Genomic DNA, 23,675 nt, shown 5'->3' with positions numbered 1-23,675 from the left:
CGACATGGTTAGCTACGCCACCTATCGAATTCGCCGAGCCCGCCGCCACACACCCCCATCGAACGCACACGGGGCACGGCCGCGCAATGACCGGAACCCAAGAGAATGCCCGACTCAGCTCAGACGACGAGCGCGGACTCCAGTTTTCTTTCCCCCTCGCCTCAAAGCCCGCAGCCCAAAATATGCGCTCGACCTTCGTGCGTCAAGGCGCTCGACTCGACACCATTCAGGGAATCACCCGACGAGAGCGGAACTCTGGTGCGCGACACTATTGCGCCGATCCGCGGGGCCGCCTCAGACCCGGCCCGCGACCGCGCGGCCCGCCGCCCGTCCGGAGAAGAGACAGCCGCCCAGGAACGTGCCCTCCAGCGCGCGATACCCGTGCACCCCGCCACCGCCGAATCCCGCGACCTCACCCGCCGCGTACAGGCCCTCGACCGCCGTCCCGTCCGGTCGCTGGACCTGGGATGACAAGTCGGTTTCGATGCCGCCCAGCGTTTTCCGGGTGAGCAGATGCAGGCGGACGGCGATCAGCGGGCCCGCCTCGTGGTCGAGCAGCTTGTGCGGTGCGGCTACCCGGATGAGCTTGTCGGGACGGTAGGCGCGCGCCGCGCGGATCGCCGCGATCTGCAGATCCTTGCCGAAGGGATTGTCGAGCTCGCGGTCACGCGAGGTCACCTCACGCCGCACACTCGCCACGTCGAGCACATCGTCACCGGCAAGTTCGTTCATCCGGCGCACCAGATCGTCCAGTTCGTTCTCGACGATGAAGTCGGCGCCCTTGCGCTTGAACGCCTCGACCGGGCCCGGCGCGCCCTTCTTCACCCGCTCCAGCAGCAGCCGAATGTTGCGGCCGGTCAGGTCCGGGTTCTGTTCCTGCCCGGACAGCGCGAATTCCTTCTCGATGATCCGCTGATCCAGCACCAGCCAGGTGTAGTCGAAGCCGGTGCGGTTGATGTACCGCATCGAGCCGAGCGTGTCGAAGCCGGGGAACAGCGGAGGCGGCAGCCGCGTGCCGGTGGCGTCCAGCCAGAGCGAGGACGGACCGGGGGCGATGCGGATGCCGTGGTTGGGCCACACGGGGTCGTAGTCGATGACGCCCTCGGTGTAGTGCCACATCCGGTCGCGGTTGATCACGCTCGCACCGGCGCGCTCCGAGATCTCGAGCATCCGCCCGTCCACGTGCGCGGGCACCCCCGCCAGCATGTGCTCGGGCGCGCGACCCGCACTCGCCGGCCAATTCCGGCGGATCAGCTCCGGGTTGTGCCCGATGCCGCCGGAGCTGACGATCACCGCCTGCGCACCGAACTCGAACTCCCCCACCGGTTTCCGGGATGACGCGACACCACGCGCCGTGTCCGAGGGCTCGAGCACGGTGCCACGCACACCCGTCACCGCGCCGTCGGTGACGACCAGTTCGTCGACCTGATGGCGGAACGCGAAGGTCACCAGCCCCCGATCGACGCCGTCGCGAACCCGCGACGCGATGATCTCGACGATCCGCGGCCCGGTGCCCCAGGTGATGTGGAAACGCGGCACCGAGTTGCCCGGCCCGTAGGCGCCGTAGCCACCCCGCTCGGCCCAGGCGACGATCGGAAACGACTTCCAGCCGCGTTGGGACAGCCAGCCGCGCATTTCCCCGGCCGCGAATTCGACATAGGCCTGCGCCCACCTGCGCGGCCAGTGGTCCTCACGCGCACGATCGAATCCGGCATTGCCCAGCCAGTCCTGCCATGCCAGGTCATAGGAGTCCGTGATGCCGACCCGGCGCTGCTCCGGGCTGTTCACCAGGAACAGCCCGCCGAAGGACCAGAACGCCTGTCCGCCGACATTGCCGGCGTTCTCCTGCTCGACGATGAGCACCCGCTTGCCCGCGTCGACCAGCTCCGCCGCGGCGACCAATCCGGCGAGTCCGGCTCCGACGACGATGACGTCAGCAGATTCGGCCATCATCAACGGTAACTCCGCGTCCCGGCCCGGGGAAGAGACACTTCCGCCGTGCCAGAATGCGGCATGACCATCAAGTTCGACGCACTCGATGCCGCGTTGCTGGCCGAACTGGCCGCGGACCCACGGGCGCCGATCCTCGAGCTGGCCCAGCGGCTCGGAATCGCCCGCAATACGGTGCAGGCGCGGATGAAGCGGCTCGAATCCTCGGGCGCGGTGCGGGGCTATCCGCCGGACATCGACGTGCAGGCGATCGGCTTCGCCGTGCACGCGTTCCTCGGGGTCGAACTCGATCAGAACAAGATGGACCCGATCATCGAGACGTTGCGCGGTTTCCCGCACGTGCTCGAGGTGCACGCCACCACCGGACGGGCGGATCTGCTGGTTCGCATCGCGGCGCGGTCACAGCAGGACCTGCTGGAGATCATCCAGCGGGTACACGCCATCGACGGGGTCAACCACACCGAGACCATGCTCGCGCTGGCCACCCCGATCGGCTACCGGAGCCTGCCGCTGGTCGACCATCTGACCCACCGGCCGAATCAGCCGTAGCGGAGTCGGGTCGCCACTTCGACGACTGGCCGTCGCCGACCGGTGCCGCGACGGCGACGGAAGACCTCGGCCTGCGGGACCTGCGGCCCTGGCCGGGGCGATCGGCCGACGACGATGCTGGAGGTGACAGCACCAACCGACGACAGAAGGCACCCATGCGCGGGTCCCGACTCTCCGAGACCGATTTCCTCACGTGGCGGCTGCAGCAGAACCCGATCCTGCGGCCGACGATCGTCGCGGTGCTGATCCTCGATTCCGCACCCGGCTGGGATCGGCTGGTCGGCGCGGTCGAGCGCGCGACCCGGGCGGTGCCGGAATTCCGGAGCAAGCTGGTCGGCGAACGCCTCGGCCTGCGTCCGCCGCACTGGGTACCGGACCAGGCCTTCGACCTGTCGTGGCACCTGCGAGAGGTGCGAACTCACCGCCCGGTGGATGCCTCCGTGGCGCTCGAGTTCGCTCGCGCGGAGGCGATGGCGGTCTTCGATCGCGCCCGTCCGCTGTGGCGAGCGCAGCTGATACAGGGACCCGATGACGGCACCGCCGCACTGGTGCTGACGGTCCACCACACCCTCACCGACGGCGTCGGCGGTATGCGCATGCTGTCCGCGATGTGCGATGGCGAGGCAGCCGGGCACCGCTCGGACACCGGACCGGCGGCCGGCGCCACGCGTTCCGGCCCAGCCCACCGCGTGCGATCCGTGCGGGGCGCCGCCACGGCGGTGACCTCCCTCGCTCGCCTGGTCAAACCGGTCCTCTCGACCCTGTCACCGGTCATGACCGAACGCAGCACCGGACGCAGGCTCGCGGTGCTCGATCTTCCCGCCGAGCAGTTGCGGCGCAGCGCGCACACCGCTGGGTGCACGATCAACGACGCCTTCCTGACCGCGGTCCTCCTCGGCCTGCGCCGCTACCACGACCAGCACGGCGCGACCGTCGACCGGCTGCGGGTGACCATGCCGATCAGCCTGCGCGCCACGGACGATCCCCTCGGCGGCAATCGGATCAGCCTCGCCCGCTTCGTGGTCCCGGCGGACATCGCCGATGCCACCGACCTGATGCTCGCGGTGGACACAGCGGTTTCCGCCCAGCGGAACGAGCCGGGCGTCCACTACTCGGGCGCGGCCGCCGCTGTCCTCAACCGGGTCCCGATCCGGTTGATCTCGAGCATGCTGGAACACATCGACTTCGTCGCCTCGGATGTCCCGGGTTCCCCGGTGCCGCAGTTTCTCGCCGGGGCGCGCATCGATCGCCTGTACGCGTTCAGCCCGACGCTCGGCGCGTCGTTCAACATCACGCTCACCACGAATACCGGGATCTGCGGTGTCGGCATCAACGCCGACACCGCGGCCGTTCCCGATCTCCCGGCGCTGCGCGACTGCGTCGCGGCGGGATTCGACGCCGTACTGCGGGTGGGGCGCGACTCGGGCGAGACGGACCAGACGTGATGTGACCAAGGTCTCCCCGCTCGAGCAGATTGACACCCCCACCCCAGTGGCGTAGATCACTTTTGAGCAGACTGATCAACTTTTCGACTGACTGTTGACACCCATCACCCACCCACGGCAGATTTCGCGGCACCGATAGCAAGTTCCTTCGTTGCAGTGAGGCGTCCATGACCACCGTCGTCTGTCCGACCGCCCGGCCGCAGGCCGAGCCTGCCGCGCCCTACGACCTCGCCGATCGTTATCGCTCCGGAGCCGGGCCGGTGCTGCTCACCGGCGTCCAGGCCATCGCGCGGCTGCTCGTGGAACAGCATGTGCGCGATCTGCGCGCCGGGCGCCGGGTGGCGACCTTCGTCTCGGGCTATCAGGGCAGTCCGCTGGGCGGGGTGGACAAGATGCTGCTCGGGATGCCGGAGGTGCGTGCCGAGCACGACATCACCTTCGTCCCCGGGTTCAACGAGGAACTGGCCGCCACCGCGGTCTGGGGCAGTCAGGCCGAGCTGCCCGCCGGCACAGCGACCCATGACGGCGTGGTCGGCGTCTGGTACGGCAAGGGGCCCGGCGTCGACCGCGCCACCGACGCGATCCGCCACGCCAACATGTACGGGGTGAACGCGCGGGGTGGCGTACTGCTGCTGGTGGGCGACGATCCGGCGTCGAAGTCGTCGACCGTGCCCGCGGTGAGCGAACGCTCGCTGGCCGCGCTGGGCGTGCCGGTGCTGTTCCCGCGCAATGCCGAGGAGATCATCACTCTGGGGATGCGAGGCATCGCGCTGTCGCGGGCCTCGGGCTGCGTGGTGGCGTTGAAGATCGTCGCCGACGTGGCCGACGGCGCCTGGACCGTCGACGCGAGCGTGGCCGATCTCGCCGTCACCGTGCCCGAGGTGCAGTGGGAGGGCAAGCCGTTCGGCTACCGGCAGCGGCCGATGGCGGCGCCCGCCGACAGCGTGCTCGCCGAGGCGGACCTCTACGGTCCGCGCTGGGCGATGGTGCAGGCGTACTCGGCGGCCAACGCCCTCGACGTGGTCGAGGTGGATCCGGCCGGGGCGAAGCTGGGCATCGCGGCCACCGGGACCACCTTCGACGCGGTCCGCCAGGCGCTGCTCGACCTGGGCGTCGACGAGGCGGCCATGCATCGGGCCGGTATCCGGCTGCTGCGCATCGGCATGCCGTACCCCGTCGGCGCGGCCGCGGTGACCGAGTTCGCCCGCGGCCTCGACGAGCTCGTGGTGGTCGAGGACAAGACCGCGTTCATCGAGACCCAGATCCGCGACATCCTCTACGGCACCCAGGACGCACCCCGCGTCCTCGGCAAGCACGACGAGCGCGGCGCGCGCCTGATGCCGGTCGACGGCGAACTCACCGCCGGTCGGCTGCTCGCCCCGCTGCGCCGGGTCCTTCGCGGCCGGGTGGAGCTGAAAAGGGCAGCGCCCCCGGCACTTCCGCTGGAGGTCCTGTCCGCCAAGCGCACGCCATACTTCTGCAGCGGCTGCCCGCACAACCGGTCCACCGCGCTGCCGGAGGGCTCGATCGGCGGCGGCGGCATCGGCTGCCACACCCTGGTGACCATGTCCGGACGCGCCGACAGCGCGGTCACCGGGCTGACCCAGATGGGCGGGGAGGGCAGTCAGTGGATCGGCCAGGCGCCGTTCACCGATGTGCCGCACCTGTTCCAGAACATCGGCGACGGCACCTTCTTCCACTCCGGGCAGCTGGCCGTGCAGGCGTGTGTCGCGGCCGGGGTGAACATCACCTACAAGCTGCTCTGGAACGAGGTCGTCGCGATGACGGGCGCCCAGGACGTGGAGGGCGTGCTCACCGTCGCGCAGCTGACACACAAGCTCACCACCGAGGGCGTGCGGCAGATCATCATCTGCGCCGACGAACCTCGGCGGCACCGGAAGCGCTCGCTCGCCAAAGGCACGCTGCTGTGGCACCGCGACCGGCTCGACGAGGCCCAGCGGAGGCTGCGCGAGATCGAGGGCGTCACCGTGCTGATCTACGACCAGCACTGCGCCGCCGACGCGCGCAGGCAGCGCAAGCGCGGCGCGCTGCCGGTGCGCAACACCCGGGTGGTGATCAACGAGGCGGTCTGCGAAGGCTGCGGCGACTGCGGCACCAAGTCGAACTGTCTGTCCGTGCAGCCGGTCGAGACCGAGTTCGGCCGCAAGACCCGCATCGATCAGACCTCGTGCAACACCGACTACAGCTGCCTCGACGGCGACTGCCCGTCGTTCGTCACGGTGGAGACGGTGCCCGACAAGCCCCGAAAGGCCAAGCGCCGCAAGTCCACCGCACCGCCCACCGTCGCCGACCCCGGCCTCGGCACGCCACAACGCACCCAGAACGTGCTGATCGCCGGCATCGGCGGCACCGGCATCGTGACGGTGAATCAGGTCTTGGCCACCGCTGCCCTGCGCGCCGGCTACGAGGTGGAGAGCCTGGACCAGATCGGGATGAGCCAGAAGGCCGGTCCGGTGGTCTCACACCTGCGGTTCTCGGGTGCGGAGCTGGAGCCGGCCAACCGGCTGACCCCGGGCAGCGCGGACTGCCTGCTCGCCGTCGACCTGCTCACCGCCACCGAATCGCGGTATCTGCAGTACGGCGACGCGGCCCGGACCGTGGCCGTGGCCTCGACGAGCCAGACCCCCACCGGCGACATGGTCTACGACAAGTCGGTGGCCTACCCCGCCACCGAGACGCTGCTGGATCGGCTCGCGGCGGTATCGCGTTCGACGCACCATCTCGACGCCCTCGCGGCGGCGCAGACCCTGTTCGGCAACACCGCGGCGGCCAACTTCCTGATCGTCGGCGCGGCCGTGCAGTCCGGTGGGCTGCGGCTGCCGGTGGCGGCGATCGAGGAGTCCATCGGGATCAACGGGGTCGCGGTGGATGCCAATATCGCGGCGTTCCGATGGGGGCGGGTCGCCGTCGCCGATCCGGCCGCGTTCGCCGCGGCTGTCGATGAGGGGCAGCCGCGACACACTCCCCCGCGGGTGCCGGTGGAACTGCTGGCGCACACCGACTTCGACGGCGAGGTGCGGCGGCTCCTGGAGCTGCGGGCGGCGAACCTGATCGGCTACCAGAACGCCGAGGTGGCCCGACGCTACATCGAGACCGTCGACATCGCCTGGGCGGCGGAGCGGAAGGTCACCGACCGCACCGACTTCAGCGAGGCCGTGGCACGCGGGCTCTACAAGTTCACCGCCTACAAGGACGAGTACGAGGTGGCCCGGCTGCTGGTCGATCCGGCATTCCTCGACGAGGTAGGGGCCCAGGTCCCCGGCGGCGAGAAGCTCACCTACCGGCTGCATCCGCCGGTACTGCGGGCCCTGGGCAGGCGCAAGAAGATCGGGCTGGCGCCGAAATCGCATGTGGCGCTGAAGGTACTGGCCAAGGGCAAGTTCCTGCGCGGCACCAAGCTCGACCCCTTCGGCTATGCCCACGTCCGCAAGGTCGAGCGGGAACTGCTGGCCCACTACACCGACATGGTGCGGCGGCTGGCGGCCGAGCTGCGCCCGGAGAACTACGACACCGCCACCGCGGCCGCCGCGCTGCCCGACGTGGTGCGCGGCTACGAGGACATCAAGCTCGCCAATGTCGAGCTGTACCGCGACAGACTGCGCGAGCTCGGCATCGAGTACTGACGAAACACCCTGCGGCGCGCCCACTGCGGAGCTCCGCGACACCCGTCGCGCACCGGCGGTGACGATCCCACCGTCGTGCGCCACCGCACCACGACCCCCGTGGTGCGCCCCACCGCCGCACACCCGCGGCACCACAACACCGTCGCACCCCGGCACGACCCGTGGTGCGCGGCCACCGAAAGGAATCGACAGTGACCGTTGTGCACACCGAAGCGGGAGTCTTCGGCCGATCGCACGAGTTGAGCGCCCGCGCCCACGAGCAGGTGGTGTTCTGCGAGGACGACAGGTCCGGACTGAAGGCGATCATCGCCATCCACTCGACCGCGCTCGGCCCGGCCCTGGGCGGCACCCGCTTCTACCCGTACGCCGACGAGTCCGCGGCGCTGCAGGACGTGCTGCGGCTGTCGTGGGGCATGACCTACAAGGCCGCCGCGGCCGGGGTCGACCTCGGCGGCGGCAAGGCGGTGATCATCGGCGATCCGGCGACCGCCAAGAGCGAAGAACTGCTGGCGGCCTACGCCCGCTTCGTCGAGACCCTCGGCGGGCGCTACATCACCGCGGGCGATGTCGGCACCGACACCGATGACCTGGATGTCATCGGCAGGCACACCCGCTACGTCACCGGCCGCAGCGTCGCCGCGGGCGGCAGCGGCGACAGCGCCAGGCTGACCGCCCTCGGTGTCTTTCACGCGATGCGCGCCGGGGCCGAATCCGTGTGGGGCGCACCGACACTGGCCGGTCGCACGGTCGGCGTGGAAGGCGTCGGCAAGGTCGGCCGCGAGCTCACCGCTTTGCTGCTGGCCGACGGCGCCGAGGTCTGCGTCACGGATGTGAACGAGGCGGCCCTGCGGCGCATCGCCGACGAACAGCCCGCCGTGCGGCTGCTGTCCACGGTGGCCACCGCCCCGGTCGACGTCTACGCCCCGTGCGCGATGGGCGCCACGCTCACCGCGGCGAGCGCACCGACGATCGAGGCCAAGCTGATCTGCGGCGCGGCCAACAACCAGCTCGCGACCCCCGAGGTGGAGCAGGCGCTGAGCGACCGCGGCATCACCTGGGTGCCCGACTTCGTCGCCAACGGCGGCGGCCTCATCCAGGTCGCGGGTGAACTGCGCGGCGCCGCTCCGGCCGAGGTCGAGGCCGAGGTCGCCGACATCTACCCGCGCTGCCGCGAGATCATCGCCGCCGCGCTGTCGGCAGGGATCGGGACCGGCGCCGCCGCCAACCGGTTCGCCGAACGCCGGCTCGACGCCATCCCCCGGTCGCTCTGATGACCGGCACGAGCGGCTTGTTCCGCACCAAATCGGTCGAGCAGTCGATCCGGGACACCGACGATCCGGAGTCCAAGCTGCGCAAGGATCTCACGGCCAAGGACCTGACGATCTTCGGTGTCGCGGTGGTGATCGGCGCGGGCATCTTCACCCTCACCGCGCGCACCGCGGGCACGGTGGCGGGACCCGCGGTCTCGCTCGCCTTCGTCTTCGCGGCGGTCGCCTGCGGCCTGACGGCCCTGTGTTACGCCGAGTTCGCCTCGACCGTGCCGGTCGCCGGCAGCGCGTACACCTTCGCCTACGCGACCTTCGGTGAGGTCATCGCCTGGATCATCGGCTGGGATCTGATCCTGGAGTTCGCACTCGCGGTCGCGGTGGTCGCCAAGGGATGGTCGCAGTATCTGGGCAATGTGCTCGGGTCGTCGGCGCCGGTGGTGCAGATCGGCTCGCTGCACTTCGATTGGGGCGCGGTGCTGATCATCGCGGTGGTCGGCGTGCTGCTGGCCACCGGGACCAAGCTGTCCTCGCGGGTGTCGGCCATCGCCGTGGCGATCAAGCTGGGCGTGATCGCGCTGGTCCTGGTGGTCGGCGCGACCTACTTCACGCCGTCGAATCTGACCCCCTACATCCCGCCGTCGGCACCGTCGGAGAAGGCCGAGGGCCTGCGGCAGTCGCTGTTCGCCTTCCTCACCGGCTCCGGCGGCACCAGCTACGGCTGGTACGGCCTGCTCGCCGCGGCCAGCCTGGTGTTCTTCGCCTTCATCGGCTTCGACGTGGTCGCCACCACCGCCGAGGAGACCCGCAACCCGCAGCGCGACATCCCGCGCGGCATCCTGGGCTCACTGGCCATCGTGACCGTGCTCTACATCGCGGTCTCGCTGATCCTCACCGGCATGGTCCCCTACACCGCGCTGGCCGACGGCAACGCCACCCTCGCGACGGCCTTCGCCATCCACGGTGCCACCTGGGTGAAGAACATCATCGCGATCGGCGCGCTGGCCGGTCTGTCGACGGTGGTCATGGTGATGTTCCTGGGCCAGACCCGGGTGCTGTTCGCCATGGCCCGCGACGGGCTGCTGCCCCGCGGCCTGGCCCAGACCGGGAAGAAGGGCACGCCGGTCCGGTTGACCGTGATCGTGGGCGTGGTCTGCGCGCTGCTGGCCGGGTTCGTCGACTTCGGCACGCTCGAGGAAATGGTCAATATCGGCACCCTGGTGGCCTTCGTGCTGGTGTCGGTCGGTGTGCTGGTGCTGCGCCGGACCCGCCCCGATCTGCCGCGTGGCTTCCGCGTCCCGTTCGTTCCGGTGGTGCCCGTCCTCGGCGCGCTGGCGTGCGTGTGGTTGATGGTGAACCTCTCGATCGAGACCTGGCTGCGCTTCGTGATCTGGATGGCCCTCGGTGTCGTCGTCTACTTCGCCTACGGCCGTCGGCACTCGGTCCTCGGTCGCGGGCGACGGGAGCCGGCCGAGCCGGAGCTGACGCCCGTCCGATAGCCGAAACCCGCTGGGCCGCCACCGCTCGACCATCGAGGCGGTGGCGGCCCGGTGGGCGTCCGTGCCCCCGGTGGCCAGCGCTTTCGACAGCCTGTGGCACTCAGTGCCAGCTCGGGTGAAATAATCCCCGGGACAGCCAGGGCAATGCGATGTTGGGAGTTCTGCAGTGGAGTTGATCGGAGTGATCGGTGGCGGCACCATGGGTGCCGGCATCGCGGAGGTGTGTGCCAAGGCAGGCAGCTCGGTGCTCGTGCTCGAGACCAAGCCGGAGTTCGCCGAGGCGGCCGAGCAGCGGATCGCGAGCTCGATCAGCCGGGGCGTGTCCCGCGGCAAGATCACCCAGGAGGAGGCCGACGCGGCGATCGCGCGCGTGCGGGTCACCCTGGACATCGACGAGTTCGCCGACCGTGACCTGGTGATCGAGGCCGCGCCGGAGATCGAGTCGGTCAAGTACGAGATCTTCGGCAAGCTCGACAAGATCGTCAAGCCCGAGGGCATCCTCGCCACCAACACCTCCTCGATCCCGGTGATCAAGGTGGCCGGCGCCACCGAGCGTCCCGAGCGCGTGGTCGGCGTGCACTTCTTCAACCCGGTGCCGGTGATGCCGCTGGTCGAGATCATCTCGACCCTGGTGACCGCGCCGGAGGCGGCCGCGGCCGTCACCGACTACGCCAAGAACACCCTGGGCAAGATGACCGTGCAGGCCGGTGACCGCTCCGGCTTCATCGTCAACGCGCTGCTCATCCCCTACCTGTGCTCGGCGATCCGGATGCTCGAGTCCGGCTACGCCACCGCCGAGGACATCGACGCGGCCATGAAGGGCGGCTGCGGCTACCCGATGGGTCCGCTGACCCTGCTCGACACCGTCGGCCTCGACATCGCCCTGGCCGCCTCGGAGTCGCTCTACGCCGAGTTCGCCGAGCCGCACCTGGCTCCGCCCGCGCTGCTGCGCCGGATGGTCGACGCGGGCCGCCTCGGCCGCAAGTCCGGCCGCGGGTTCTACGACTACGCGAAGTGATCGCGTCCCGCGGGAGCCGGCTGCGCGGCTCCCGCGGGGTCTTCCCCTCAGAAACTCACCCGCAGGGCCGAGGCGGCCAGCAGGTCGATGAGATCGCGGTCGTGCACCGGTAGCCGGCCGGTCGTGCCGATGGCCGCCAGCGCGCCCGCGACGGTGCCGTCGGTCGCGCGCACCGGCACCGCGACGGCGCTGCGGCCGACGCGACATTCGTTCACCTCGGTGGCGACGGCGCGCGCGCTGACCCGCCGCAATTCGGCGGCGAGTTCGGCCGGGGAGGTGATCGTGAAGGTCGTCACCCGGCGCAGTGGGCCCTCGGCGAGCTCGGGGTGCTGTGCCATCAGCACCTTGCCGATGGCCGAGGCATGCGGATGGCGGACGAGAATCTTCTCCCCGCTCAGCTCGTGATCGGGATCCTTGTCGATCATCCGGATCCGGTGGCCGGTGAACGCGGCGAGATGGATGCCGAAGCGCACCTGGGCACGCACATCCTCGAGTACCTGACGGTGATCGGTCGCGGGTTCGGGTGCGGCACCGGCCAATTCGCGAGTGCGGCGGCCGAGCGCGAAGCCGGACAGGTCCTCGATGCGCACCAGGTAGCCGTCGGCGACGAGCAGATTCAGCAGCCGATAGGCCGTCGCCGGGGCGATCCCGGTCTGCGCGGCGATCTCCTTCGCGGTGGCGCCCGAGCCCAGCCGCGCCACCGCTTCCAGCAGGGCCAGGGCCTTCTGGACGGCGCGCGGCTCGTGTCCGGTCGGGCCGTCGCGGCGGGTCGTCGCGGTCATCGTTCGCCGGGGCCGAACCGCCGCCGCCCGGCCTGATTCCCCCCGCTTCGCCGCACCCCGACCAGGGCGATCGCGCCGCGGGCGTTGACGGCGAACACCCCGGCGCCCGGTAAGACGTCGGCCGACTCGGGGCTGTCGAAAACCCCGATGGCGCGGAGGCTTTCGGGATGCGCCCGCCGGAGATAGCGGTACCAGAGCGCGCCCGCGAGCAACACGGCGACGACCATCACGGGCGCGATCAGGACACCGTGCCGCGCGTCGGAAACCGTCAGATACCCGAGGACGACGGCGAGGACGGAGCTCGCGGTCCCGCCCGCGTAGCGATCCAGGTGGCTCAGCTCGTCGATGCGGGCGAGAAACCGCACCGCCGCCACCGCGACCAGGATGTAGGACAGCGCCAGCGCGGTCCGCACGACGGTCTTCACCGGCATGGGCACCCCGTCGAGCGCGACGAAGAGCAGACCGCCCGCCGCGACCGTGCCGGTGCTGACGATCAACGCGACGTGCGGGGTCCGCAGCCGCGCGCCCACCCGGCCGAACACCCGCGGCAGCACACCCTCCACGCTCATCGAATAGACCAGCCGCGAGGCGGCATTCGACGACGCCATCGACGAGCCGAGCCACGAACACGTGAGTCCCGCGTCCAGCAGGATCACCACGAGCAGGCCGGCTCCGCCCGCCGTGCCGTGCAGATACGCGTTGACCACCGTCCCCGCGCGCCCCGACCAGGCCGCCCAGGACGCGAAGATGAACAGGGCACCGCACAGGATCGGGGTCCACAGCACGGTGCGGGTCACCGTCACCAGCGGACGCCGCGTCTCCGGCGCGAAGAAGGTGGCACTCTCGAATCCCGCCAGGGCGAACAGCGCCGACAGCGCGATCGCCAGCACCGCGGGCACATTCGGCGCGACCGGGGTGATCGGCACCGCGGGCCCCGACACCAGCATCAGACCGATGATGAAGCTCAGCGAACACGCCTCGACCGCCAGGATCGCGATCGCGGCGAACCGGACACCCCGCACCAGCACGGCGCCGACGAGCACCGCGATGGCGAGGTAGACCGCGCCGATCCCCCAGCCGCGCACAGTGATTCCGAGCTGCGCGGCCAGCGCCAGCGCGGTCTGCGAGCCGTGATACATCGTCAGCGCGGCACTGCCGAGATACTTCACGAGCATGCCGACCCCGCAGGTCAGCGCCGCCCGCGGCCCGGCGCCGTGGCTGACGAAGGTGTAGAGCCCGCCCGCCGCGGACAGCCGCCGGGTGAACTGCGCCAGGCAGTGCGCGATCAGGGTGACGACCACCGTCGCGACGACGATCGTGACCAGCCCGGGCAGCAGCGCGTCGTGGGTCAGCATGGTCACCGGCAGCAGCACCATCGAGGCGGCGGGCGCGGTCGTGGCCACCGACTGACCGAGCAGCGCGACGCCCGAGAGCTGCCTGCGGCCCAGCGCGCGCAACGGCGACACCGCGGGCCGTTCGGGTTCGCCCGCCGCGAACGACCTCGCGACCGCGTCGGCCAGAGCAGTCACCACACACCTCCCACGCCGGCGACGCGTGCTCGCCGGTGCGGGCGACCCTAACCAGAGCGGGTTTCGGCGATATTGCGGTGGTGAGTCCGTCGGTGGACACCGAGCGAGAAAGTGCCGCCGCCCCTCTCACTCGCCACCCGGTGAACGTTTTCCCCGGCGTAGCGCCACCGCCGCAGCGCCCTTCGAGACTTTCACGGAACGGACATCGCGGATCAGCGGACGGAGCGCCCCATGGCAGTCACCAGAAGATCATTCATGCAGAGCCTCGGGGTCACCGGCGGCGCGGGGCTGGCCTACGGAGCGTTGTCGACGCTGGGTCTGGCGCCCGCCACGGCGCAGGTGCCGTTCCGGTCCCCCGCCAGGGGCGATCTTCTCGGCACGTCGGCCGCGGGCGCGTCGGTCGCGATCCTCGGTGGCGGGCCCGCCGGACTGTGCGCGGCCTACGAATTGCGCAAGGCGGGCTACGACGTGACCGTGCTCGAGGCCAGGAAGCGGCCGGGCGGGCGGGTGTGGTCGGTACGCAACGGCACGACCGAGACCGACCTCAACGGCGAAACCCAGACCTGCACGTTCGCCGAGGGGCACTACTTCAATCTGGGCGCCACGCGGATTCCGCAGGGCCACATCACCCTCGACTACTGCCGCGAACTGGGGGTCGAGGTCCAGCCCTTCGGCAATCAGAACGCCAACACCCTGGTCAACTACCAGAGCGCGACGCCGATCTCCGGGCAGTCGGTGCAGTATCGGGCGGCCAAGGCCGACATGTACGGCTACCTGTCGGAGCTGTTGCAGAAGGCAGCGTCGCGGGGCGCGCTCGACGATGTGCTCACCGGCGCCGACAAAGAGGCGCTGGCCTCGTTCCTGCGCGACTTCGGCGATCTGTCCAGCGACGGCCGCTATCTCGGTTCGCCCCGGCGCGGCTACGACTCCGAACCCGGTGCGGGACTGAACTTCGGCGACCAGCGCAAGCCGTTCGCCCTGTCCGACACCATCCGCAGCGGTCTCGGCCGCAACTTCAGCTTCGAGTTCGGCTACGACCAGGCCATGATGATGATGACCCCGGTCGGCGGCATGGACCGCATCTACACCGCCTTTCAGCGCGAGATCGGCACCGAGCGGATCCGCTTCGGCGCCGAGGTCTCGGCCATGCGGAACACCCCGGGTGGGGTGCGGGTCGAGTACACCCAGGACGGTGCGAAGCAGGCCATCGACGCCGACTACTGCATCTGCACGCTGCCCCCGAATCTCGTCGGGCGCCTGGCCACCAATCTGCCCGCCGGCGTGCTGACGGCGCTGAAAGCGGCGATCCCGGTGTCCTCCGGCAAGCTCGGCATCGAGTACTCGCGGCGCTGGTGGGAGCTGGAGGACCGGATCTACGGCGGCGCGACCAATACCGACAAGGACATCGCGCAGATCATGTTCCCGTACGACCACTACCACGGCGAACGCGGTGTGGTGGTCGGCTACTACAACACCGGCAAACGGCATCAGGCCTTCGAATCCCTCACCCACCGCCAGCGATTGGCGAAGGCGGTCGAAGAGGGCTCGGCCATCCACGGCGAGAAGTACGGGCGCGATATCGCCTCGTCGTTCTCCGGCAGTTGGCGGCGCACCAAGTATTCCGAGGGCGCGTGGGTCGGTTGGTCCGGCAGCGACGCGCACGGCGGGGTCGCCACGCCGGAATACACCACGCTGCTCGCGCCGGTCGAACGGGTGTATTTCGCCGGCGACCACCTGTCCAACGCGATCGCCTGGCAGCACGGCGCCTTCACCTCGGCCCGCGATGTGGTCACCGCGCTGCACGCCCGCGTCGCCGCCTGAACAACCCACTCGGACAAGGAGACCCACCATGAAGACCCTGATCGGTGTCGCCGCGACGACCCTCGTGACCCTCACCCTCACCGGCTGTTCCGCCGATTCCGACGCCGCCCAGACCCCGAAGCAGGCCCCGAGCTCGTCGATTCTGGAAGCGGGACAGGCCACTCCGATGATCGCGCAGGGCGTGGTGATCGCCGCCGACGCCGCCGTCTACAAGACCAGCGGCATCGGCCCCACCGCGCTCAACAAGACAGCCCCCACCGGCAGTCCCGAATCCTTCATCGACACCCAGCAATTCGCCGGCGGCACGCTGGGGCCCGGCGTGACGGTCACCGAGGCGCAGGGGATGTCGGTACTGGCCCGGATCAGGGAGAACCTGGAAGCTCAGGGACTGACCCTGGACGACGTGGTCACCATGCGGGTGTTCCTCGACAACGCTCCCGGCACCGACCGTGCCGACTACGCGGGCTGGAACCGCGCCTACCGCCAGTTCTTCGCCAACACCAACCTCGACACCGGCGACACCGAGCTCGTCCCGCTCGGCACCGCCGCCCCGGCCGCTCCCCTGGTCCGCAATGCCGCGCGGCCGACCAGGTTCGCGCTCGAGGTGGCGAGCCTGCCGGTCGCGGGCTGGCTGGTCGAGGTGGAGGTCGACGCGGTGTTCGCGGCGGACGCCTAGGCCGGCGCCAGGGTGCCCGCGTCCGGTGCGGGGAAGAACCCGGTCTCGATGTAGTGGTCGAAGTAGCGGCTGATGACGGTCGCGTCGACCGCGGGGAACTCGATCGGCAACCCCCGGTAGGGCTCGGCGGGGGCGGCGGATTCGACCGCGCTCAGGACCGTCGCGGGGGTCGCCGCGGCGGTGGCGGCGGAGTAGTTGCCGCTCAGGGCCGAGGCGCGGGCCAGGATCGGATCGGCGTCCGCGCGTTCGGCGGCGGAGGTCAGGGTCAGGCCGAATTCCATCGGGTCGATGAAATCGAACCGGTAGTGACGACGCAGGATCTCCTCGTAGACCACCTGCAGCGGCACCTGGGCGCCCGCCGCCCGGTAGATGTTGCCGATCGCGGCGGCGTCACGCGACTGGTGCACGATGCCCGCCGCGACGTGGTCGACCGGGGCCATCTCGACGCCGATCGCGCGCACGTCGACGGCGACACCGAGCACCAGCATGGCGCGCAGCATGGTCCACCAGGCGTCCTCGGCGGGCGCGACGCCGGTGCGCGAGTCGCCGGTGATCAGACCGGGCCGGTAGACGGCGACCGGGATACCGCGCTCGATCGCGGTGTGTACCAGCTGCTCGGCGACCCACTTGGTCATGGCGTAACCGGGCAGACCGCCGGGCACGCCGCTGTCCTGCGGGATACCGGCCAGCACCGACAACGTCGAGACGTAGTGCACCGGCTTGACCCGGGTGGTGGTCGCCAGGCGCAGCACCTCGGTGGTGCCGCCGACATTGGCGTCGCGCATCCGGGCGTACGGCTCGAGATGGTTGACCAGCGCGCCGTTGTGATAGATCGCGTCGACCCGCGCGGCCAGTTCGGCGAAGCGCAGCTGTTCGATGCCCAGCCTCGGCTGCGCCAGATCGCCCGGCACGCCGACGATCCGGTCCCGGTAGGGCGTCAGATCGATGCTGTACTTCGCGGCGGTCGCGACGATCCGGTCCACCGCGCTCGCGTCGTCGGTGGCCCGGACCAGGCAGTGGATCGTCGCCCGGGTCTGCTCGAGCAGTTCGCGCAGCAGGAAGCTGCCGAGGAACCCGGTGGCGCCGGTGAGCAGCAGCGTCGCGGGATCGCCGGGGCGCTGGGGCGCGCAGCCGGTGAGATCGATCGCGGGGTCCAGGACGGTGTCGACGGCCGGATCGGGGCCCGCCGCCGAGGCCGAGGATTCGTCGCGCACGGCCAGTGCCAGGTCGCTGACCAGCGGGTAGCTGAACAGCAGACGCAGGGGCACCTCGATGCCGAGGCGCTCGGCGAGCGCGGCGCGCACCCGGATCGCCGAGAGCGAGGTGCCGCCGAGGACGAAGAAGTCGTCGTCGCGGCCGACCCGCTCCAGGTCGAGGACCTGCGCGAACACCGCCGCCACGATCTCCTCGTCGGCGGTCGCAGGCGCCTGGTACTCGCGCTGTCGCATCGCGGGCGCGGGCAGCGCCTTGCGGTCGAGCTTGCCGGTGGCGCCGAGCGGGAACTCGGCCAGCTCCAGCAGCCGGTGCGGAATCATGTACGGCGGCAACAGTGTTCGGATCACGGCCTGCACATCGGCGAGGTCGACGGTCTGCCCGGCGGCCGGGACGACGTAGCCGACGAGCTGTTCATGGTGCACCGTCACCGCGGCGCCCGCGACGGCCGGGTGGGCGCGCAGCGCGGCCTCGATCTCGCCGGGCTCGATGCGCAGGCCGTGCAGTTTGAGCTGGACGTCGGTGCGGCCCAGGTAGGTCAGGTCACCCGAGGGGAGCCTGCGGACCAGGTCGCCGGTGCGGTACATGCGCTCACCGACGGGACCGTACGGATCGGCGACGAAGCGCTCGGTGGTCTTGTCCGGGCTGCCGAGGTAGCCCCGCGCCAGCTGCGCGCCGGCCAGGTAGAGCTCACCGGGCGTGCCGACCGGCACCGGCCGCAGCCGGGCGTCGAGGACGTAGGCGCGAGAGTTCCAGTGCGGCGTGCCGATCGGGACGATGCCGTCGCCGATATCGGTCACATCGGCGGCGGTGATGGACACCGTCGCCTCGGTGGGTCCGTACAGGTTGTGCAGCCTGCCCGCGGTGGCGGTGGTGAAGCGGGTGATGGTGGCGTTGGGCAGCGCCTCGCCACCGACCCAGACCGCGCGTACCGAGCGCAACGCGCCGGACGGCGCCGCCTCGAGCAGCATCTGCAACACCGACGGCACGATCGTGGTGCCCGTGACCCGATGTCGCGCGATGAGACCGGCGAGGTAGGCCGGGTCGGTCAGACCGGGCGCGGCGGCCACGATCATGTGCGCGCCCGCGCGCAGCGGGGTCGCGAAGCCGATCATCGAGGCGTCGAAGGTCCACGGAATCGATTGCAGGACGGTGTCGTCGGTGCCCACGGCGTACTCGCCGACCATGAAGGCCGCCTGGTTGACGATGGCCGAGTGCGGCACCCCGACACCCTTGGGCTTGCCGGTGGACCCGGAGGTGAAGATGACATAGGCCAGATCCAGCGCGCGCAGCGGGCGCAGGCGGTCGGCATCGGTCAGCGGACGGTCCGGGAAGGCCGACAGCGCACCGGAGTTCGCGACCAGATCGACCGAGACGACCGGCAGACCGTCCACCTCGACGGTGTCGGCCACCGTCGTCAGCACACAGACCGGGGCGGCGACCGACACGATGTCGGCGCGGCGCTCGGCCGGGGCGTCCGGGTCGATCGGCACGTAGGCGCCACCGGCGGTGAAGACCGCGTACATGGCGACGACCAGGTCGATCGACGGCCGGATCGCGACCGCCACGGTCGTGCCGGGGCCGACGCCGGTGGCGACGAGCAGCCGGGCCAGCCGGTTGACCCGGCTCGCGAATTCGCCGTAGGTCAGCGTCGATTCGGCGAAGGTGACGGCGGGCGCGTCCGGGCGCAGCAGCGCCTGCGTCGCGACGGCCTCGGCGAGGGTCGCCTCGGGGACCAGCCGCTCCTCGCCCGCGGGTTCGCCGCGTTCGGCCTCGGTCAGCAGCGGCAGGTCGCCGACGGGGCGGTCCGGCGCGGCGACGGCCGCGGCCAGCAGCCCGGCCAGGCGCTGACCCAGCGTCGCCATGGTCGACTCGTCGAACAGATCGGTGGCATAGCGCCAGGAGCAGCGCAGTCCGGCCGGGCCCGCCGCGTCCTCGTGCGGGACGACGGTCAGTTGCAGATCGACCGGCGCGACCTCGTCGCCCAGGTCGACGGCCGAGACCGCCAGGTCGGGCAGTTCCAGCCGGGCGCCGCCGAAGTTCTGGAACGACAGCGCCACCTGGTAGAGCGGGTGATGCGCCTGGGTACGCGGCGGATCCAGTTCGGCGACAAGACGTTCGAACGGCACGTCGGCGTGGGCGAACGCGGCCAGGTCGGTCTCGCGGACCCGATCCAGCAGGGCGGTGAAGGGTTCGGCGGCGTCGACGCGGGTGCGCAGCACGACGGTGTTGACGAACATGCCGACCAGGTCGTCGAGTTCGGGCTCACCACGACCGGCGACCGGCGCGCCCACGGTGACATCGTCGGTGCCCGCGATGCGCGCGAGCAGCACCGACAGCGCGGCCCGCACCACCATGAACAGCGACGCGTTGTGGTCGCGCGCCAGGGTGTCCAGCGCCCGGTGCAGCGACGCGTCAACCGCGAAGTGGTGCGCGGCGCCGCGACTGCCCGCGATCGGCGGACGCGGCCGGTCGGTGGGCAGCTCCAGCAGGGTCGGCGTGCCCGCGAGTTCCTCGCGCCAGTACCCGAGCTGCTGGGCCAGCAGCGAGCCGGAATCCTCGGCCGCGCCGAGCATCTCCTGCTGCCAGAGGGTGTAGTCGGCGTACTGCACCGGCAGCGGGGCCCAGTCCGGCGCCGCGCCGTGGGTGCGCGCGGCGTAGGCGGTCACCAGGTCACGGGTGAGCGGAGCGAGGGAGAAGCCGTCGGTGGCGATGTGGTGCACCACCACGGCCAGCACGTGTTCGGTCGCCGCGAGCTGGAACAGCGCGGCGCGCACGGGAACTCGCGCGCAGACATCGAAGCCGCCGAAGGTCAGCCGGGCCAGCTCCATCCGCAGGTCGGACTCGGCGATCGCGGTGACGGGCACGTCGAGCCCGGCCTCGGCCACCGACAGCACCCGCTGGTAGCCCTGACCGTCGTACTCGGGGTACACCGTGCGCAGGACCTCGTGGCGGTCGAGCACGTCGTCGAGAGCGGCGGTCAGGGCCGCGGTGTCGAGCGGGCCGGACAGCCGCAGCGCGACCGGGATGTTGTAGGCGCTGGAACCGGGGTCGAGGCGGGCCATGAACCACATGCGCTGCTGGGCGAGCGACAGCGGTACCCGCTCGCCGCGCGCACGCCGGGTCAGCGGGACCCGCACGGCCGCCTCGCCGACGAGTGCGTCGAGCGCGGCGGCCAGGTCGGCGACGGTGCCGTGTTCGAACACGGTACGGGCGGGCACGCGCACGCCGGTGCTCGCGCCGAGGCGGCCAGCGAGGCGGGTGGCCAGCAGCGAGTTGCCGCCGAGGGCGAAGAAGTCGTCGTCGCGGCCGATCGGGCCCGCGCCGAGCAGGTCGGCGAAGATCTCGGCGACCGACTCCTCGGTGCTGGTGCGCGGAGCCGCGAAGGCGCGGGCGGTCAGCTCCGGCTCGGGCAGCGCCCGGTAGTCGAGCTTGCCGACCGGGGTGAGCGGCAGCCGCTCGATGGGCACGATGGCGGCGGGGACGGCGTGCGCGGGCAGACGCCGCTCGGCCAGGCGGGTCAGCGCGGCCGAGTCGACGGTGGCGCCCGCCGCGGGCACGACGTAGGCAATGAGCGCGTCCACGCCGCTGGGCAGGGTGCGCACGAGGGTGGTCGCGAAGCGGACGGACGCGTCGGCGGTGAGCACCGCGTCGATCTCGCCCAGCTCGATGCGGAAGCCACGCAGCTTGACCTGGGCGTCGGTGCGGCCGAGGAAGGTCAGCTGCGGGTCGCCGTCGGCGGTGAACTCCCATTTCACGAGGTCGCCGGTGCGGTAGAGCCGGCCACCGGTGATCGGATCGGCGACGAAACGGGCCGCGGTCAGCCCGGCGCGCTCGTGATAGCCGCGGGCCAGACCGGGACCGGCCAGATACAGCTCGCCGGGGGTGCGGTCCGGGACCGGCCGCAGCCGGGCATCGAGGACCACCGCGGTCATGCCGGGGATGGGGCCGCCGATGGTGATCAGGTCACCGGGGGCCAGCGGATCACTGATCGAGGCCGCGACGGTGGTCTCGGTGGGGCCGTAGAGGTTGTAGAAGTTGCGTCCGGGCGACCAGCGCGCGATCAGCTCCGGCGGGCAGGCCTCGCCACCGACGACGATCGCGGCCAGGTCCGGCAGATCCGACCCGTCGACACCGGCGAGCGCGGCGGGGGTGATGAAGGCGTGGGTCACCCGTTCGGCGCGCAGCAGGTCGGTCAGCTCGTCGCCGCCGTAGATGTCGGGCGGCGCGATGACCATCGTCGAGCCGGCGCCGATGGCCAGCAGCAGCTCCAGGATGCTGGCGTCGAAGCTGGGCGAGGCGAAATGCAGCGTGCGGGACGCGCCGGTGATCCGGAAGCGGCGGATCTGCTCGGCGCACAGCCCGGCCAGGCCGGTGTGGGTGACGGCGACGCCCTTCGGCACGCCGGTCGAGCCGGAGGTGTAGATGATGTAGGCGATGTCCTCGCCGAACAGCCTGCGGGTGCGGTCGCCGGCGACCACGGGCGCGTCCGGGGCGCGCTCGAGCTCGTCGCGGCACTCGGCGGAGTCCAGGGCCAGCCAGCGCAGTCCGGCGTCGAGCCGGGCGGCGTCGGCGGCCAGGGCGACGCCGAATCCGGCGCCGGAGTCGGCGAGCATGTGCGCGACCCGCTCGGCCGGATAGCGCGGGTCGACGGGCACGAACGCGGCGCCGGTCTTGGCCACCGCCCACAGCGCCACCATCGACTCGATCGATCGGGTCAGTGCCAGCACCACCCGGTCACCGGGGCCGACACCGCGCTCGATCAGCACCCGGGCCAGCTGCGAGGACTGCTGGTCGAGTTCGGTGTAGGTGAGCACGCGTCCGGCCAGGCTCAGCGCCTGCGCCTCCGGTGCGCGCTCGACGGCGGCCATCAGCAGCCGGGGCAGGGTGGACACCGGCGATCGACGGCCGCGGCGCGCGGCGGGACGACGTACGCCAGAAGCTTGCTCGGTCACCGGTAATGCTTCCCTTCACCATCGATCACCCCTGCGATCGCACTGCTCGAACGTCGCCTGGACTCTCGGCTACACCGGGGTATCGGGAAAATCCTGCGTGACGGTACCGCAAATATCTCATCAATTTTGGCGCAGCGGCAATTTGGAGGTTTCAGTTCACAATGGTTGGGTATAGCCAACTGCCCGGCATGTAACCCACGTCATACGCAGGTCATATGCTGTGCGAACGACTTTGGGGCGGATGTGACTGTTTCACATTTCGCGCCGATTCCCCGCCGGGCTCGGACCTGCGAATCCTCCGCAATTCGGTCAGACGAACGCCTTTACCGGAGACCGCGAGCGCGGTCCCCGGTAAAGAACGAGAAGCACCGGCAATCGGTTACCAGGCAGTAGCCGATACCTTTTCCGGCGTCCGCTGATCGACCGACGGATCTTGCACGCGGGTGTTGCCCGCTTCGATCCATTCGGTGTCGCGCACGCCGTGGCGCGAGCGGTCCGTACCGCGCACGGCGGCCTCGCACCGCCGCGCGAGATCGCGGCGGTCCGACCCCGGGTGCTCCAGCGGCTCGAGCGAGATCTCGACGACCATGCCGCGACTGCGCAGTACCCGCTTCGCCGAGTCGGCGAAGCTGTCGTCGCCGACGAAACCGGGCACCGTGCACGGGACGCCGTGCCGGTCGAGGTAGCGCAGCCGAACCGGCTGCACCGGGGTGGTGGTGTCGATCGCGGCCTGGAACATGGCCGGGCGCATCGAGCCGTAGGCCCGCCCGCACCAGGTGGTGCCCTCCGGGAAGACCGCGATCCGGTTGCCCTCGGCCAGCCGCCGCCCGACCTGACCGACCACGCCCGGCAATTCGCGCAGGCGGGCCCGCTCGATCGGGATCACCCGGGTGAGCTGGGCCAGCTTGCCCAGCACCGGCCACTCGACCATGTCGGCGCGGGCGACGAAGCCGACCGGCTGCACCGCGGCCAGGGCGACCACGTCGGCCCAGCCGATGTGCCCGGTCACCACCATCACCGCGGTGCCCGGCTCGGCGAAGCCCGCCGTCGACGCGCCCTGCTCGGGGGTGCGGTTGTCGATGATGCGCAGTCGCATCCCCAGGCAACCGAGTGCGGCGCGGGCATACCGGCGCTGCACGTTCTCCCGGCGTGACCTCGGCGTCGCCGCGGTCAGCACGGGGAAGGTGAGCACCAGGCCGATCACCCCGGCCAGCCGGGCGATCGTCCTGGCGGTACCGACCTGGTCGATCGGTTCGATGCAGCGTGAACCACAGGGGCTCGACGGCATCCACGAGTGCGAGTGAGTGGCGGGCGGCGCGTCGAACACCAT

At 70.9% G+C, this 23,675-nt stretch carries 13 protein-coding genes; 8 read left to right on the top strand and 5 right to left on the bottom strand.

The genetic code is table 11. The features are described 5' to 3' along the window. Positions 1-294: 294 nt before the first annotated feature. Positions 295-1,950, bottom strand: a complete 1,656-nt coding sequence (locus ACIO52_RS24045; protein ID WP_402646944.1) for an FAD-binding dehydrogenase — start codon at positions 1,948-1,950, stop codon at positions 295-297. A 63-nt stretch (positions 1,951-2,013) separates the two neighbouring features. On the opposite strand from ACIO52_RS24045, the gene ACIO52_RS24040 reads away from it, so the two are divergent. The 6 genes from ACIO52_RS24040 to ACIO52_RS24015 all read left to right on the top strand — a co-directional run bounded on the left by ACIO52_RS24040 (position 2,014) and on the right by ACIO52_RS24015 (position 11,370). Next, positions 2,014-2,499 (top strand): Lrp/AsnC family transcriptional regulator, encoded by a 486-nt coding sequence (locus tag ACIO52_RS24040; protein WP_218719333.1) that lies wholly within the window; start codon positions 2,014-2,016, stop codon positions 2,497-2,499. 155 nt (positions 2,500-2,654) lie between these two features. Further along, positions 2,655-3,944 (top strand): wax ester/triacylglycerol synthase domain-containing protein, encoded by a 1,290-nt coding sequence (locus tag ACIO52_RS24035; RefSeq protein WP_402646940.1) that lies wholly within the window; start codon positions 2,655-2,657, stop codon positions 3,942-3,944. Positions 3,945-4,111: 167 nt separating this feature from the next. Beyond that, positions 4,112-7,588: an indolepyruvate ferredoxin oxidoreductase family protein gene (locus ACIO52_RS24030; protein WP_402646938.1), complete on the top strand. Its 3,477-nt coding sequence runs from the start codon at positions 4,112-4,114 to the stop codon at positions 7,586-7,588. Positions 7,589-7,779: 191 nt separating this feature from the next. Continuing rightward, a complete protein-coding gene (locus tag ACIO52_RS24025; protein ID WP_218719331.1) occupies positions 7,780-8,859 on the top strand; it encodes a Glu/Leu/Phe/Val dehydrogenase dimerization domain-containing protein in 1,080 nt (359 codons plus the stop codon). Beyond that, positions 8,859-10,352 (top strand): APC family permease, encoded by a 1,494-nt coding sequence (locus tag ACIO52_RS24020; protein WP_218719330.1) that lies wholly within the window; start codon positions 8,859-8,861, stop codon positions 10,350-10,352. Before ACIO52_RS24025 ends, ACIO52_RS24020 begins: the two co-directional genes overlap by 1 nt. A 166-nt stretch (positions 10,353-10,518) precedes the next feature. Beyond that, the gene (locus tag ACIO52_RS24015) at positions 10,519-11,370 is read left to right on the top strand and encodes a 3-hydroxybutyryl-CoA dehydrogenase (protein ID WP_218719329.1); all 852 of its coding nucleotides are present in this window, start codon (positions 10,519-10,521) and stop codon (positions 11,368-11,370) included. Between the two features lie 47 nt (positions 11,371-11,417). Here ACIO52_RS24015 and ACIO52_RS24010 read toward each other — a convergent pair whose 3' ends face one another. Beyond that, positions 11,418-12,152 (bottom strand): helix-turn-helix domain-containing protein, encoded by a 735-nt coding sequence (locus tag ACIO52_RS24010; RefSeq protein ID WP_316575677.1) that lies wholly within the window; start codon positions 12,150-12,152, stop codon positions 11,418-11,420. Further along, the gene (locus tag ACIO52_RS24005; RefSeq protein WP_218719327.1) at positions 12,149-13,681 is read right to left on the bottom strand and encodes an APC family permease; all 1,533 of its coding nucleotides are present in this window, start codon (positions 13,679-13,681) and stop codon (positions 12,149-12,151) included. The genes ACIO52_RS24010 and ACIO52_RS24005 overlap by 4 nt, the downstream gene beginning before the upstream one ends. 255 nt (positions 13,682-13,936) lie before the next feature. Between ACIO52_RS24005 and ACIO52_RS24000 the strand changes: the two genes are divergently transcribed. Then, on the top strand, positions 13,937-15,502 hold the full coding sequence (locus ACIO52_RS24000) for an FAD-dependent oxidoreductase (RefSeq protein ID WP_218719382.1): 1,566 nt from the start codon (positions 13,937-13,939) through the stop codon (positions 15,500-15,502). 28 nt (positions 15,503-15,530) lie between these two features. Further along, entirely contained in the window at positions 15,531-16,178 is a 648-nt protein-coding gene (locus ACIO52_RS23995; RefSeq protein ID WP_402646932.1) for a Rid family hydrolase, read from the top strand. Here ACIO52_RS23995 and ACIO52_RS23990 read toward each other — a convergent pair. Continuing rightward, positions 16,175-22,285, bottom strand: a complete 6,111-nt coding sequence (locus tag ACIO52_RS23990; RefSeq protein WP_402646929.1) for an amino acid adenylation domain-containing protein — start codon at positions 22,283-22,285, stop codon at positions 16,175-16,177. The two genes, ACIO52_RS23995 and ACIO52_RS23990, sit on opposite strands and share 4 nt — an antisense overlap. 439 nt (positions 22,286-22,724) lie before the next feature. Continuing rightward, positions 22,725-23,675 (bottom strand): 1-acyl-sn-glycerol-3-phosphate acyltransferase, encoded by a 951-nt coding sequence (locus tag ACIO52_RS23985; RefSeq protein WP_218719324.1) that lies wholly within the window; start codon positions 23,673-23,675, stop codon positions 22,725-22,727.

This window comes from Nocardia sp. NPDC087230, from assembly GCF_044744725.1.
GTDB classification, from domain to species: domain Bacteria; phylum Actinomycetota; class Actinomycetes; order Mycobacteriales; family Mycobacteriaceae; genus Nocardia; species Nocardia canadensis.
The sequence above is the reverse complement of the archived record's forward strand: the minus strand, read 5'-3'. Positions and strand labels throughout refer to the sequence as shown.